Raw genomic sequence first — 14,274 nt, 5'->3', positions numbered from 1 at the left:
GTTTTGGTTCAGATGGCTGAAGCCCCGGCGCAAAACGCATTGCCGCATGCGGGATTTACACCGAGGATCTGGCGCCTGGCGCATGGCAGAATCCTCGAGCTTGGCACGCGCGGTCACCTCAAGGCCATCGTCAACGTAACGCCGGATTCCTTTTCCGATGGCGGACGCTTCGACGATGTGACCGCGGCAGTGGATGCGGCTGTGCACATGGTTGATGAAGGGGCAGCGATCGTGGACGTCGGTGGTGAATCGACGCGCCCCGGTGCGGACCCGGTCGACGCAGGCACTGAGCAGTCGCGGGTTCTGCCGGTGATCGAGATGCTGGCAGGCCGAAGCGATGTAATCATATCGGTCGACACCTATAGGGCCGAAACAGCACGGCTTGCGGTCAATGCCGGCGCGCATATCATCAATGATGTCTGGGGCCTGCAGAAGGATCCGGAAATGGCGGCGACTGCGGCCGAACTCGGCGCCGGCCTATGTATCATGCACACCGGAAGGGATCGCCAGAAGGCAAAGGACGTCATTGAAGACCAACTGCTGTTTTTGGGACGATCATTGGAAATTGCCGATGCCGCAGGTGTCGCCAGCGAGGCGATTGCGCTAGATCCGGGCTTTGGTTTTGCAAAGGATGCCGACGAGAATATCGAGCTGATGGCGAGGTTTGGCGAGCTGCGTGCGCTTGGCTATCCGCTGGTGGCCGGTACGTCCCGCAAACGATTTGTCGGCTCTGTCAGCGGGCGCGATATGGAAGAACGCGATATTGCCACTGCGGCCACCACCGCAATGTTGCGACTTGAGGGTGCGGCCATTTTCCGTGTGCACGACATTGCCGCCAACAAGGATGCGCTGGCGATGGCGGATGCGGTGCTGGCCGCCAGGTTATCTGGAGCCGGCCAATGAGCAAGACATATAAAATCGGCCTTAAAAACTGCGTGTTCTTTGCCCGCCATGGCGTCTTCCAGGCCGAGGTGCAGCTTGGGCAGAGCTTTTATGTTGATGTCGATATGGAAGTGCTCGCCGGAGACGCGCTCACAACGGACAACCATGAAAGCACCGTCGATTACGGCGCGGTCCACACTGCCGTGCAACGGATCGTCACACAGGAGCGTTTCAAGCTGATTGAAGCGCTGGCTCACCGAATTGGCAAGGAGCTGTGCTCGCAGTTCCCGACCATCGTGCGCGTTGTGGTCACAATCCGCAAACCCAGTGCCCCCATTCCCGGAATTTTCGATCACGCGGAGGTCAGTGTTGAATACGCCCCCGAGTGATGCCGGCGCGCTGGCGCATGTGGCACTGTTGGGGCTTGGCGGCAATATCGGCGATCCACCGGCAAGCATGGCCGCAGCGCTGCAGATCCTGCAGGCAGATGCAGAAATAGAGGTGGCCGCGGTTTCGCGTCTCTATCGCACGCCGCCCTGGGGCAAGACCGATCAGGCGTGGTTTTTCAACAGTTGCGCCATGGTGCGCACAGCGCTCAGTCCGCACGGCCTTCTCGATGCCTGCCTGTCAACGGAACGGCGGCTCAAGCGAAAACGCCGCGAGCGCTGGGGGCCGCGCATCATTGATATCGATGTGCTCACCTATGATGCCGAGACCATTCACGAAGACGGTCTCAGCATTCCTCATCCGCACATGCATGAGCGGGCATTTGTTTTATTGCCGCTGATGGATATCGGTCCGGAGGTTCACGTGCGTGGCAAGCCGGTATCGCACTGGGCTGCATCGGCTGATGCGGCCGGTATCGAGCTGGCGAGCGAAGATTCTTCGTGGTGGTTGAAAAAATAGCGCGTCAGCGCAGATGATCGCTATCGTCTCTTTTGACTGAACCTATCTGGCGATCGCGCGAAAGAGTCATGCCGATTACCGGAATCAATTCGTCGCGGACACTGACCGAAATGGTGACGTTCATGGTGTTGGGCTCTTCCAGATGAGCAACCATCGCACCATTGAGTTTTTTGCGGTTGATGCCGACGACAATCTTGTTGCCCCTGACGATCCCGGAGGTGATATCCAGACCTTCCCCCTTGGCGCCGTCGAGAAACCGGCCGGTATAGTCGCTGCCTTCGCGGCCGATAAATGCCGACATTTTCTGCGAGAACACACCGACGCGGCAATGGCCATCCATCTCAACGCCGACCGAGTGCTCGGTGGTCGGTCCACCGGTCAGCTTGCAGACGAATTTTGTGCCCTTGTATTTGCCGGCTACGATTTCGCCCGGTCCCTGCCACACGCCGGCGACGGATTCAAAAAATACCTTGTCCTTGGAGCCCGCCCAGGCCGGTGCGACAAGCCCGGCCACAAAAACAGCGATAGTGATCAGGGACAATCGAGAAAACATGATCCAGCCTGCAACACGTGAACAAAGCAATACCATCAACCGGAATGGTTAATGGCGGGTTGAAAAGCCCGCGGATTGTAGCAGAGCGTCGCGAAATTGCGAAATAGGCGCATATTTCGGTTCTGTTACTCAACAATTTGAGGCCACGGCGCGAATGAACGGCGGTTCAATCGGGCGGCTCTTAATTGCGGTGCACGGATATTGACGGGGCCTGTACAGCGCTTATGTTCCGATTATGGACGAATCCAATGCAGCAAAATCCCTGTCAGCCCTTGGCCATGAAGCCAGGCTTTCGGTATTTCGCCTTCTGGTGAAGGCCGGAGAAGGCGGGTTGAATGTCGGCGATATCGGCCAGCACCTTTCCATTCCGGCCTCGACCCTCGCGCATCATTTGTCCGCGCTTGTGGAAGCCGGGCTGGTGCGGCAGGAACGTTTCGGCCGCGAAATCCGCAACTACGCCGATTATGACGTCGTGACCGAGCTCGTGGAGTTTCTGACGAAGGAATGTTGCGTTGGCCTAGGCCAGCCGGAAACGCTCTAGCTTCTATTTCTGTTTGGATTTCTGCGTGCCGGTTGCCTGACGGGTGAGGTCACCGACAAACTCGCCGATCCCCGGACGTTTGAGGTTGTGGAACGGCATCGGACGGCACAGATCCATTGCGGCGATTCCTATACGTGCGGTCATCAGGCCATTGATAACACCTTCGCCAAGCCTGGCCGACAGCTTGCTTGCCAGACCGTGACCCATCAGCTGCTGAATGACGCCATCACCGATTGCCATGGAGCCTGTGACGGCCAGATGCCCGACAACGTCGCGTGCCAGCCTCATGGCGCCAAGGGTTCCGGGACGTCCGCCGTAAAGCGCTGCCAGATTGCGGATAAGGCGCATTGCCTCAAAAAGCACATAGCCGATATCGAGCAGCGCGCGCGGACTGAGCGCCGTGACCACCGATACACGCTTGGAGGCGTTGACAATCAGTTTGCGGGCCTCGCTGTCCAGCGGCCCGAGCAGTTCCGTTTCCGCCAGTTCCATCAGGTGCGGGCCGTCAATGATTTCGCCCTCCAATTCCTTCAACTGCTTGCGCGCGCGTGCTGTTTCCGGCCGGCGCGACAGAATGTTCACCAGTTTTGTCTGCACGGCTCTTGCCTTTGCAGGGTTCTTTTCCTTGCGGGCGTCTTCAGCGGCTGAGCGGATGGTATGGACGGCATCGAGGCGTATGAGAGCCGCTATTTCCCGGACGACGAGGCCGGCGAGGGCGGCGACGGCTATGACAGTCAGAGCGGTTGCAGTCCAGCCCAGCCATAGGGAGCGTGCAAAATAGGCGCTGATCAGGTTGTCGACCCACAGGGCAAATGCCAGCGAAAACAGCATGCCGAGAGCTGCGATCGCGATCTTGCCAAGTGACAGTCCGCGCCGCTTCGACGCGGCGACAGGCGGCGTCAGCGCATCGGCTAATGCAGTATCGCTATCAGTCTCCAACGGCTCACCGAGGAACGGATCGTCCTTACTTTCAGTAAAATCAATGCCTTCGGCAAGAGCCACCGGTTCACGGCGCTTGGCAGTGGCCCGTTTCCTATCGGGAGCCTCCGCCGGCTGTTCTTCGCCGTCGTCTATTTTGAAGGCGGCCGGTTTTCTGTGCTTGTTCGTCATGCCAGCCAGTCTCCGAACAGGAATTCAAACGCCCGGTCGAGCCGGATATGGGGAAGCGACAAGGTTACACCCTCGGCGGTGCGTTCCAGTTTGGGCGGGCGAAAGCGGACAAAATTGAGCGGTGGCGACGATTTGCCCGATCGGGTTTCGGCCTGTTTGAAAAAGGACTCCACATCGCTTGGCAGGTCGCCTGGAAATATACCTGTCTTGCCATTTCCGTCGAAGGTATCGCCGTTGATTTTTTCGCCCTTCATCGGCGTGCCGACGATCAGGGGAAGCTTGTCCTTGCCCTGTTTGGCGCTTGCTTCACGGGTTGCGCGGACGGCCGCCATGGCGATGACCTCAATTTCCGCTTTTGCGTAACCCGCACGCCGGGTTGCCCGCTCGACGAGACGGCGAACGATGGCCTCCAGCCGGTCGTGACTTTCGTGATGCAGATGGTCGGCCTTGGTCGCGCCGATAAGAACGCGGTCGATGCGCCGTGATACCAGCGACGTAAGAAGACTGTTTCGTCCCGGCCTGAAGCAGGAAAGGATATCGACAAGAGCCCGTTCCAGGTCCTGTACCGCTTCCGGTCCGGCATTCATGGCCTGCATGGCGTCGATGAGGATGATCTGGCGGTCCAGCCGGGCGAAGTGGTCCCGGAAAAACGGTTTGACGACAAGGGATTTGTAGGCTTCGTAACGCCGTTCCATCATCGCCCAGAGCGAATTCGCCGGTGCCGAGCCTTCCTGAGGCAGACCCGGTAAAGGGGCAAAGGTCAGTGCGGGTGAGCCTTCAAGATCACCTGGCATTAAAAACCGGCCCGGCGGAAGTGTTGAAAGGGCGCGTTCGTCGCTGCGGCAGGCGCGCAGATAGTCTGCGAATAGGCCGGATATTTCGCGCGCCCGGGTTTCGTCAGCTGTGAGGCTTGCATCGCATTCAGCCGATTTTTCAAGCCATTGGCGTGACAGATCGGCCCGGGCCGGCAAACGCGCAAGTTCCACGGCGTTCCGGCTGAATTCACGAAAATCCTGCTTCAATAGGGGAAGATCGAGAAGCCATTCACCTGGGTAGTCGACAATGTCGATCGACAGCTTTCCAGACGAAAGCAACCGGTTCCAGGCGCTGGCGGATTCGTATTCGATGGTCAGCCTGAGTTCCGATATCGCACGGGTGGATTGCGGCCACAGGCGTTCGTCCACCAGCGCTTTGACGTGGTCCTCATACTGAAAACGCGGAACACCGTCATCAGGTTGCGGTTCAAGATAGGCCGACGCGATGCGCCCGCTTTGCTGCGCTTTGAAAAGCGGCAGGCGACCGCCGTGCAGAAGATTGTGCACGAGGGCGGTGATAAACACGGTTTTGCCCGCCCTCGAGAGCCCTGTTACACCGAAGCGCATGGTCGGGCGCATGAGGTCGCTGGCGCGATCCACAAGATTGTCCACCGTGATCAGAGCTTCGTCGGATATTCGGGAAAGAGCAGAACCCAATTTTCACCTGCTTGGCACAATTGCTGGTTGGCATATAAGAACCCGCCCATGGGCTGTTCAAGCCGCTGGCCTGGCGCATCGGTGGTCGAAATACCGGGATTCGTTTGTCCTCCGGTTGAATTCCGTCACCGTCGGTGCCAATTTGATATTTAATTACAATGAATTGAGGCAGTTATTTCCACTGCACAGTCGGGATTAACAGCCTAGCCTTCGACTTTCTGCGCTTTTTTCCGCAGACGTTTTGGCGACAGAAACTCTGACAGGTGACCGCCATCCCTGATTTGCGACATCGTGCCTTCGAATTCGATGACGGCAAGCCCGGCGGTGGGGAAACCCTTCTGCAGCCGTTCCCCGGGGCGGTCCTTGGCACTGATGCTCAAAAAGCGCGCCGTATCCTCCATCATTGGATTGTGGCCAATCAAAAGGACTGGTGTGTCGGACTGCTTCGATAGCTGCTCGATATAGTATGCGTGGTCGTTGCTGTAGAGTTCGTCGCTGCTTTGGACCTGCGGTTTATATGGCAAATGCGACAGCACGATTTCGCAGGTTTGCTGGCAGCGCCTTGCGGTCGAACACAAAACCGTTGCCGGCAGTTTTTCAAAACGCGCAAAGGCCGCGCCGACAATGTTGGCATCGTCGACCCCTCGGACGTCAAGCGGTCGGTCGAAATCGCGCTGACCAGGGCGTGCCCAGGCGGAATGTGCGTGGCGAAGCAAATAGACCGTCAGGTTGGTTGAGGCGTGCTTGTTCATGCGCGGCGCTTCGCCAATCTCCAATTCCGGTTGCGGGTTATGGCGCGGTTTGACATTTAGGCATTTAAAGCATCATTCGATCGCCGATGCGAGAGGGTGCTCCACAATTATTGCAAACTGTTCAAAACATCGGGTTTCGTCGCTATCAGGTGGAATGCGCGCATCTGCAGGACTATGCAAAGACATCCAGGTAAAAGGCGAATACCGTATGAGCAATTCCACAGTGGCCGATCAACAGGTGCACGCTGCAAGCTATTACGCCGCCCGCCAGCCGCCCCGCGCATTGCGCAAGCCTCTGAAGGGCAGGGAGGATACGGATGTCGCGATCATCGGTGGCGGACTTGCGGGACTGACGGCTGCCCTTGAGCTTTCACGCCGCGGACACTCCGTGGCGCTCGTGGAATCACGGCGCATAGGCTGGGGGGCTTCCGGCCGCAATGGCGGGTTTGTTTCACCGGGTTTTGCAGAAAGCATCGGATCGATTGAACGCAAAACCGGCGTTGAGACGGCAAAAAAGCTCTACAATCTGTCGGTCACGGGTGTGGAATATGTGGAAGATACGATCGCAGCAGCAGGCCGCAGTGACATTATCGCGGGGCGGGGCTGGCTTCATGTCATACGCCACGGGAAGGTCGGTGCATTTCGGGCCTGGCGGGACCGCATGGCGCGTGATTATGGTGCTGAAATGGAGTTTCTGGACCGAAGCGGGCTACAGCAGGTCCTCAAAACGGATTGCTATCAGGCCGGTGTTGTCGACCGCAAACCATTTCATATCGATCCGCTCGCCTATGCCGAACTGCTGCTGGCGCTGTGCCTCAATGCGGGTGTTAGGGTATTTGAGGGCACTGAGGTGTCGGAGGTCGCGAAATCAGGCGCCTCCTTTGTATTAAAGGCGCCTTCGGGACAGGTCCGGTCTGCCAGGGTGGTTGTTGCCACCAGCGCCTATGGTGGTCCGATCAGTCAGATCGAACGGAGTATCCTGCCGGTTGCCACTTATGTCGTGACCAGCCGTCCCTTCAGGGACAGCCTTGCCGAAATCATCGGATACCGGGGCTGCATTGCCGACCAGCGGCGGGCCGGCGACTATTACCGTCTTGTCGAGGACGAACTCGGACTGCGATTGCTGTGGGGCGGGCGCATCACCACAAGGCGAAGCGAGCCGGCGCGCCTTGGTGAGATGCTGTTGCGCGATATTCAGCGGATTTATCCGCAACTGGGTGATCTGGAAATTGAGTTCAATTGGTCCGGTCTGATGGGGTATGCACGCCACAAAATGCCGATTGTTGGGGAATTACAGCCGGGGCTGTTCGCGCTGACGGGTTTTGGCGGCCATGGGCTGAACGCGACGGCATCCGGTGCGATTGCTGTCACAGATGCAATAGCCGGTGACGATGGCCGGTTGAAACTGTTTAAAAAGTTTGGACCTGTGTGGGGCGGAGGGCCATTTGGTAGGCTTGCGACACAGCTTGAATACATGCGGCTTCGGCTAACCGACGCCCTTGACGAAATGTAGCCGTGGCGAATTTCTGACGATGTTGTGACAATTTCGTAAATCAATATAAACGTTAAATAAAATTGTGATGCACACAAAAAATATACAGCTTGGTGAATTCACGCTTGTAAGCGGGCAGCGGTGTGGCTATACACACGCCCAAAAAGCACTGCTACCAGAGGAATCACCATGAATGAAATGATTGATCTTGGTTCCTATGTTCCCTCGGATGACGAGGTGTTCATGAATGACAAGCAGCGTGCCTACTTTCGAGCCAAACTGAATGCATGGAAAAACGAAATACTGCGTGAAGCACGCGAAACACTCGGAAACCTGCAGGAAGACAGCGCCAATCATCCCGACATCGCAGACCGTGCCTCGTCCGAAACGGACAGAGCCATTGAACTGCGTGCACGGGACAGGCAGCGCAAACTGATATCGAAAATCGATGCGGCTTTGCGGCGGCTGGACGAAGGTACGTATGGCTATTGTGAGGAAACGGGAGAACCGATCAGCCTGAAACGGCTCGACGCGCGTCCTATAGCGACACTGTCGATTGAAGCACAAGAACGCCATGAACGCCGTGAAAAAGTCTACAGGGACGAGTAGCCGGCACTTCATTGACCAGGCAAAAGGGCGGCTGATTTATCAGCCGCCTTTTTTTATTGTTTGACGCTTAGATCGCCGAGAAGCTTTTTCATCTCATCTTCGAGTGATGCAGAAGGTGTTTCAGGCTCAGGTTTATCCGTGGCTTCGGGCGATGTTTCCGTTCCCGGATCGTTGGCGGCTTTTTGCTGTTCCGCCTTGCTAATTTCCGCCTCCAGCAATTCATCAAAATCCGCGATAAGCTCGTCCGCCGTGATCGCGCTCGGTTGCGGCGCTTCCTCGCCTTCGACTGGCTGGGCGGTTTCAACTTCCGGAATTTCCACCGCTGGCGGAGCGACATCGACCTGCGGAGCGGCAATGATTTCGTCCGCAGAAGCAGGTTCGGTTCGTGTATCCGGCATCACCAGTTCGCGGGCGGCGTCCAGAACATCTTCAAGTTCGGCCGTGATGGCATTTTCCTCGTCGCCGATCGTGCCGCCTCCAGCCGCAGGCCCCATAACATCAACAACGGGTCCTGCCGGTTCGGCAGCGGGGCCTTTTGCATCCAGTTTTGCCATTTCGTTGGCGGCCGATGCCGCGGCGGCCGATACAGCAACGGCTGCGAGTTCAGGCGCCGGCGCCTGCTGAGACTTATTTTGCGGCGGCGGTGACCTGGTGTCGGGCGCCACGGGTGTAGCCCGGGTGCTTCCGACCAGCGGCGGCGGCTTAGCCTCGGAAGCGAGCGGCGGTATGGGTGGCACGGGTTCGCTGCCCGGCAATGGCGGCGTGTCGGCTTTCACCGGCTCTTCCGGTTTTTTCGCGGGTTTGGTAACCGGGATGTTCAGCGGTTCCGTCGCGATCGGCTGGGGCTGCGGCTTGGGCGGTTGCTTCGGCTCCGGCCGAGGCTGCCCCTGGGGTTGCTGCGGCCTTTGCTGATCCTTTGGCGCGGCTGGTTGAGCATGAGCCTGTTGGGCGGCTGCCTCCTGGTGGCCCGCGCGTGCTGCTACCGAAGCCCTGTTGATACCACGTTCGACGACAATGTCGCTGGGGCCGCCGATCATGATCAGGTGTTCGACGTTGTCTCTGCGCACCAGCACGAGCCTGCGCCGTGCGTCGACTGCAGCTGCATCGAGAACCGCAAGCCGCGGTTGCCGGTTCGAGCCGCCGCGAATGAAGGCCATGTGGCCGCGCCGTCTGAGATGCCATAAGAAAAGGCCGAATAGGACAACGACGACCGCACCGATAATAAGCAAGGAGTAAATGGACATTCCGCCCGTTCCGGTAAGTGCGTCACTCATAATAATTCAGCGTCCTAATATTCAATTCCCCCTGAAGCGATTCAGCGTTCGCCACCGGTTGAAAGGGTAGAGGGCCATCAGAGACCATGCAAGCGCGTGACAGTCAATTTTCATGAAACACACAGCTTGGCCATCGCTTTGGCCGGATTCGGCGCTGTGTTTCGCATAACCGGCACCGAGCCGAATTGCCGGGCGCTACACAGGTTTGGCGCGGAAAACCGGGGAAGCCTTTCATTGTGTTAAGGAATGTGGTCCAAACAGGGTATTGTATTTCAGGGGAATCATGCTCGCATCAAGAGGACGGTAATGGCGCGGGAGAACCAGTCGGGAAACTACCCGACGCCGATAATCGACCGGCATTCAAAACCAGGCACTGTCGTTCGCCTAATAGTTCTCGCCATCGTCCTTGTTGGCGCGGCGATCGCATTTGTCTATCTGGAAGGGCGCGTCAACACCAATCTCGGCCTCGGCCTTCTGGGCATGCTAGCCATGGTCGGAATTTTCTATCTCGTCTCAACGGTCATCGGATTTGTGCAGATCATGCCGAGGGCCGGCGGCGATGTGCTGTCTCGGATATTCATAGACGGTCATCCGGAAGGGACCGTCGTCACCGACAAAAAGGGCCGCGTTGTCTACGCAAACCGCACCTATGCCGAACTCATCGGAGCCGACAACCCGGCCGATGTCCTGTCCATCGAGGCCATCATGTCCCGCGACAGCCAGGCGGCGGAGGCGGTCTACCGGCTGACCAACCAGATACGGGAAGGCACGGAGGGGCAGGAAGAATTCAGGCTGCTCAAAACACTGGGCGGTTCGGGAGACTCGCCCGACGGGCCACGCTGGTATCGCCTTCGCGCACGTTTGCTCGACCTTGGCGATGCGGGCGAGAGACTGCATGCCTGGCAACTGTCCGATATCACCGCAGAACGCGAAGAGCAGGAGCGCTTCTTTCGCGAATTGCAGCATGCGATCGATTATCTGGACCATGCGCCCGCCGGTTTCATGTCGACGGGGCAGGGCGGCGAGGTTGTCTATATCAATGCCACCCTGGCAGACTGGATTGGTCTTGACCTGACCCGTTTCACCCCGGGATCCATTGCGCTCGGTGACCTTGTTGCGGGCGAAGGCATGGCGCTGATCGAATCCGTTCAGGCCGCACCCGGTCTTGACCGGACCGCGACACTCGATCTCGATATGCTGCGCCGAGACGGCAAAAGCCTGCCCGTCAGGCTCGTGCACCGGGTCAGCGCTGCGCGCGACGGGGCACCGGGTGAAAGCCGCACCATTGTGCTTCAGCGCAGCGGGGAGGGCGCCAGCGCGAGCGAGGCAGCCGCCGCCGAAACACGCTTTACGCGCTTCTTCAACAATACGCCCATGGCAATCGCATCAGTCGATAGCAACGGCAAGATCGTTCGCACCAATGCCCCGTTCCTGAAGATGTTCTCGGCAGCGGTGGCGCGCGACGATCTTGAAAAAGGTGCCCTGTTCGAGACCGTGGTTCACGAGGCGGACAGGAAACTGCTTGCCGCAGCGCTTGCCGATGCCTCACACGGCCAGGGAGAGATCGCGCCGGTCGACACACGCCATGCCGCCGACGAAGAAAGGTTCTTCCGCTTCTACGTGACCGCCGTCGTCGACGGCAGCGACAGCGAGGAAGCCGCCATCATCTACGCTGTGGAGACGACCGAGCAAAAGGCGCTGGAAGCGCAAATGGCCGAGACGCAGAAAATGAACGCTGTCGGTACGCTCGCTGGCGGCATCGCCCACGATTTCAACAATGTTTTGACCGCCATTTTGCTGTCGGCGGACCACCTGCTCCTGTCGCTGCGCCCGTCCGATTCCAGTTTTGCCGATCTGATGGAAATCAAGCGCAACGCCAACCGCGCTGCGGTTCTGGTGCGCCAGTTGCTGGCCTTCTCGCGCAAGCAGACCATGCGGCCGACGGTTCTGTCGATGACCGATGTGATTGGCGACCTGCGCATGCTGGTAGACCGGCTGACGGGCTCCAACGTTAAACTCGATGTCGAATACGGCAAGGACCTGTGGCCGGTGAAAACCGATATCGGGCAATTTGAACAGGTCATCATTAACCTGGCAGTCAATGCACGGGACGCAATGCCGGAAGGCGGGACCATCAAAATCAGCACGTCGAATGTCGAGAGCGATGAGGTCGCCGGTCTCAATAACCGGGGCATGCAGGAGGGCGATTATGTGATGATCGCCGTCGGCGACGAAGGCACTGGTATCGCACCGGATCTCATGGATAAGATTTTCGAGCCGTTCTTCACCACAAAGGATGTCGGCAAGGGAACCGGCCTCGGACTGTCGATGGTCTATGGCATCATCAAGCAGTCGGGCGGTTACATCTATCCGGAATCTGAAGTCGGCAAGGGAACGACGTTCCGTATCTATCTGCCGCGCCATGTCGAAACGCAGGAAGAAACGATCCTTGCTCAGGCCGACGACAAGGAAAACGCGGCCCAGCCGGCCGGCGCGGAGGGCAATGGCGCGGGCAAGTCCGAGGAAAGGACCGACCTGACTGGATCAGCGACCGTGTTGCTTGTCGAAGACGAAGAGGCGGTGCGGCGCGGCGGCAAGCGCATGCTTGAAACCCGCGGATACACGGTTCATGAGGCCGGCTCCGGCGTTGAGGCGCTGGACGTGATCCAGGAACTCAATGGCGATGTCGATATCGTTGTTTCCGACGTCGTCATGCCCGAAATGGATGGTCCGACATTGCTGCGCGAGATCCGCAAGGAATACCCGGATCTGAAGTTCATATTTGTTTCGGGATATGCGGAAGACGCTTTTGCCAAGAACCTTCCGGAGAATGCGCAGTTCGGCTTCCTGCCGAAACCGTTCTCGCTAAAGCAGCTGGCGACTGCTGTTAAAGAAGTTATTGAAAATTAAAAGCAAATCCAATTTATTAAGCATCGATTCAATGCAACTTTCTGTTGCTGGAATTGGCGGTCCAAATAGCCCAAACAGTTGACCATCTGGTGGCGTCTGTCGTTGACGCCCGTGTTTTGAACTGATGTCGTTGCCGCACCGTTCCGGCGGAGTTGAAGTGACTGGCATGTGTATTGGGTTGCCGAGTTGCAAAAACATCTGGACGCGATCAGTGGTTTGCAGACCAGTGACGAAGTTGATCACTACCTGTCCAAGGTCGGATCGCTTTTCGGATTTGATTTTTATTCAATCGTCTCGCTGGCTCTTGGCGTTGAAACGAGACTGACATGCGCAATCCTGACGTCGAACTGGCCGGGCGAGCTGATCGCCAGCTACGAGCAACACAACATCCGCCATTCAAGTCCGGTCTTTTCGGCATTGCAGAACTCCGCCGTTCCGCTGATGGCGCTTGCGACGGAAGCGCCGGCGGACCCGGATGCCAAACCGGGCATTCCCGGCGAACTGGACAAGGTCAGAACCAGCGTCTTTTTTCCCTTCCTTGACCCGGAGGACAAGCGCCATGTTGTTGCGTTTCATGGCAACACCGAATTTCCCGAACATGAAGCGCTCCTGGAACTCCATCGACTTGCAGCGGGGCTGTTTGAAAAATTCTGCAGTCTTCGTGTGCGCGAGGAAAACGACTCGCCCGTGCTCAGCGCACGCGAGCTGGAGTGCCTCAGATGGACGGCTGCCGGCAAAACCAGCCACGAAATCGCATTGATCCTTTCGATTTCGGAACACACGGTAAACCACTACATGTCGTCGATCTGCCAGAAGTTAGACACGGTCAACCGCATACAGGCGGTGGCAAGGGCGATCAGAACCGGCCTTATCGCCTGACCGCTGCACCCACAGCAGCGAACAATTATGGCGCCATGAGCAAAATACCGCTAACAATATGCGAACGGATTCGCCGGACGGTGCACCGGTGATTCTTCCCGCAACCCGATGTATTTCCGAGATATTAGCGATACGACGACCGCAAAGAACACAATGGCGCCGCAATATTGCTATTGAAGCCAAATCAACTTTTAATTCACCTGAGACGGGGGAATATCGAATGTACAAGAAAATCGCAGGCGTAATGATGGCGGGTGTCTTTGTGGCCTCGTGTACGACCACGGACCCATATACCGGTCAGCCGCGAGTCTCCAGGACCGCTGGGGGGGCTGCGCTGGGCGCGGCTGCGGGCGCCGGCCTTGGCCTGCTTGCGGGCGGAAACGATCGGCGCAATGCACTAATCGGTGCCGGCATCGGCGCTCTCGCCGGTGGTGCGATCGGCAACTACATGGACCGCCAGGAAGCCGAACTGCGTGCGCAGCTTCAGGGAACCGGTGTTTCGGTTACCAGAAACGGCAACAATCTGGTTCTGAACATGCCGTCGAATGTGACATTTGCAACCGACCAGGCACAGATTGATCCGAGCTTCTTTGCAACATTGAATTCCGTTGCGATCGTTTTGAACAAGTACAACCAGTCGCTGATCGACGTCTACGGCTTTACGGACTCGACCGGTTCGGCATCCTACAATCTGGATCTGTCGCAGCGCCGTGCGCAATCGGTATCTTCCTACCTTTCCGCACAGGGCATAGACAGGCGGCGCATGTATGTTGTCGGCTTCGGCCAGGAGCGGCCCGTTGCCAGCAATGCGACGGAAGCAGGACGGGCGCAGAACCGTCGTGTGGAAATCCAGATCGTTCCGCTCAGCTAGCTCATGTAACGGCATTAAGGTCA

Annotated in this window: 14 protein-coding genes; 9 read left to right on the top strand and 5 right to left on the bottom strand. The window is 57.9% G+C overall.

Features of this window, described 5'->3' with window-relative positions; genetic code table 11:
• Positions 1-12: 12 nt before the first annotated feature.
• Genes folP through folK form a run of 3 tightly spaced genes read left to right on the top strand, consistent with a single transcriptional unit; the run spans position 13 to position 1,788 of the window.
• Complete coding sequence (folP, locus tag ABVT35_RS13355) at positions 13-903, top strand: dihydropteroate synthase (protein ID WP_368467073.1); 891 nt, start codon at positions 13-15, stop codon at positions 901-903.
• Positions 900-1,271 (top strand): dihydroneopterin aldolase, encoded by a 372-nt coding sequence (folB, locus tag ABVT35_RS13350; protein ID WP_368467072.1) that lies wholly within the window; start codon positions 900-902, stop codon positions 1,269-1,271. The genes folP and folB overlap by 4 nt, the downstream gene beginning before the upstream one ends.
• A complete protein-coding gene (gene folK, locus ABVT35_RS13345) occupies positions 1,252-1,788 on the top strand; it encodes a 2-amino-4-hydroxy-6-hydroxymethyldihydropteridine diphosphokinase (protein WP_368467071.1) in 537 nt (178 codons plus the stop codon). Before folB ends, folK begins: the two co-directional genes overlap by 20 nt.
• Positions 1,789-1,792: 4 nt before the next feature.
• Here folK and ABVT35_RS13340 read toward each other — a convergent pair whose 3' ends face one another.
• Positions 1,793-2,341, bottom strand: a complete 549-nt coding sequence (locus ABVT35_RS13340; RefSeq protein ID WP_368467070.1) for a hypothetical protein — start codon at positions 2,339-2,341, stop codon at positions 1,793-1,795.
• Positions 2,342-2,576: 235 nt separating this feature from the next.
• On the opposite strand from ABVT35_RS13340, the gene ABVT35_RS13335 reads away from it, so the two are divergent.
• On the top strand, positions 2,577-2,882 hold the full coding sequence (locus tag ABVT35_RS13335; RefSeq protein ID WP_368467069.1) for an ArsR/SmtB family transcription factor: 306 nt from the start codon (positions 2,577-2,579) through the stop codon (positions 2,880-2,882).
• A 3-nt stretch (positions 2,883-2,885) separates the two neighbouring features.
• Here ABVT35_RS13335 and ABVT35_RS13330 read toward each other — a convergent pair whose 3' ends face one another.
• From ABVT35_RS13330 to ABVT35_RS13320, 3 genes are all read right to left on the bottom strand, one after another.
• A complete protein-coding gene (locus ABVT35_RS13330) occupies positions 2,886-3,992 on the bottom strand; it encodes a YcjF family protein (RefSeq protein ID WP_368467068.1) in 1,107 nt (368 codons plus the stop codon).
• Complete coding sequence (locus ABVT35_RS13325; RefSeq protein WP_368467067.1) at positions 3,989-5,464, bottom strand: YcjX family protein; 1,476 nt, start codon at positions 5,462-5,464, stop codon at positions 3,989-3,991. Before ABVT35_RS13325 ends, ABVT35_RS13330 begins: the two co-directional genes overlap by 4 nt.
• A 203-nt stretch (positions 5,465-5,667) precedes the next feature.
• Positions 5,668-6,216: a histidine phosphatase family protein gene (locus ABVT35_RS13320; protein ID WP_368467066.1), complete on the bottom strand. Its 549-nt coding sequence runs from the start codon at positions 6,214-6,216 to the stop codon at positions 5,668-5,670.
• Positions 6,217-6,424: 208 nt separating this feature from the next.
• On the opposite strand from ABVT35_RS13320, the gene ABVT35_RS13315 reads away from it, so the two are divergent.
• Together ABVT35_RS13315 and dksA are read left to right on the top strand one after the other, a co-directional pair.
• Positions 6,425-7,729: an NAD(P)/FAD-dependent oxidoreductase gene (locus tag ABVT35_RS13315; protein WP_368467065.1), complete on the top strand. Its 1,305-nt coding sequence runs from the start codon at positions 6,425-6,427 to the stop codon at positions 7,727-7,729.
• A gap of 168 nt (positions 7,730-7,897) precedes the next feature.
• Positions 7,898-8,317, top strand: coding sequence for an RNA polymerase-binding protein DksA (dksA, locus tag ABVT35_RS13310; RefSeq protein ID WP_368467064.1), 420 nt, complete (start codon positions 7,898-7,900; stop codon positions 8,315-8,317).
• 53 nt (positions 8,318-8,370) lie between these two features.
• Here the strand turns inward: dksA and ABVT35_RS13305 are convergent, their stop codons facing one another.
• Positions 8,371-9,591 (bottom strand): flagellar biosynthetic protein FliO, encoded by a 1,221-nt coding sequence (locus ABVT35_RS13305; protein WP_368467063.1) that lies wholly within the window; start codon positions 9,589-9,591, stop codon positions 8,371-8,373.
• Positions 9,592-9,897: 306 nt separating this feature from the next.
• On the opposite strand from ABVT35_RS13305, the gene cckA reads away from it, so the two are divergent.
• The 3 genes from cckA to ABVT35_RS13290 all read left to right on the top strand — a co-directional run bounded on the left by cckA (position 9,898) and on the right by ABVT35_RS13290 (position 14,251).
• Positions 9,898-12,501: a cell cycle histidine kinase CckA gene (gene cckA, locus ABVT35_RS13300; RefSeq protein ID WP_368467062.1), complete on the top strand. Its 2,604-nt coding sequence runs from the start codon at positions 9,898-9,900 to the stop codon at positions 12,499-12,501.
• 186 nt (positions 12,502-12,687) lie between these two features.
• Positions 12,688-13,380, top strand: coding sequence for a LuxR C-terminal-related transcriptional regulator (locus tag ABVT35_RS13295; RefSeq protein WP_368467061.1), 693 nt, complete (start codon positions 12,688-12,690; stop codon positions 13,378-13,380).
• 220 nt (positions 13,381-13,600) lie between these two features.
• Positions 13,601-14,251: an OmpA family protein gene (locus ABVT35_RS13290; protein ID WP_368467060.1), complete on the top strand. Its 651-nt coding sequence runs from the start codon at positions 13,601-13,603 to the stop codon at positions 14,249-14,251.
• Positions 14,252-14,274: the final 23 nt, after the last annotated feature.

The sequence above is a fragment of the Hoeflea sp. TYP-13 genome, assembly GCF_040932035.1.
In the GTDB taxonomy this organism is placed as follows: Bacteria; Pseudomonadota; Alphaproteobacteria; order Rhizobiales; family Rhizobiaceae; genus Hoeflea_A.
This window is presented reverse-complemented; position numbering and strand designations above follow the sequence as displayed.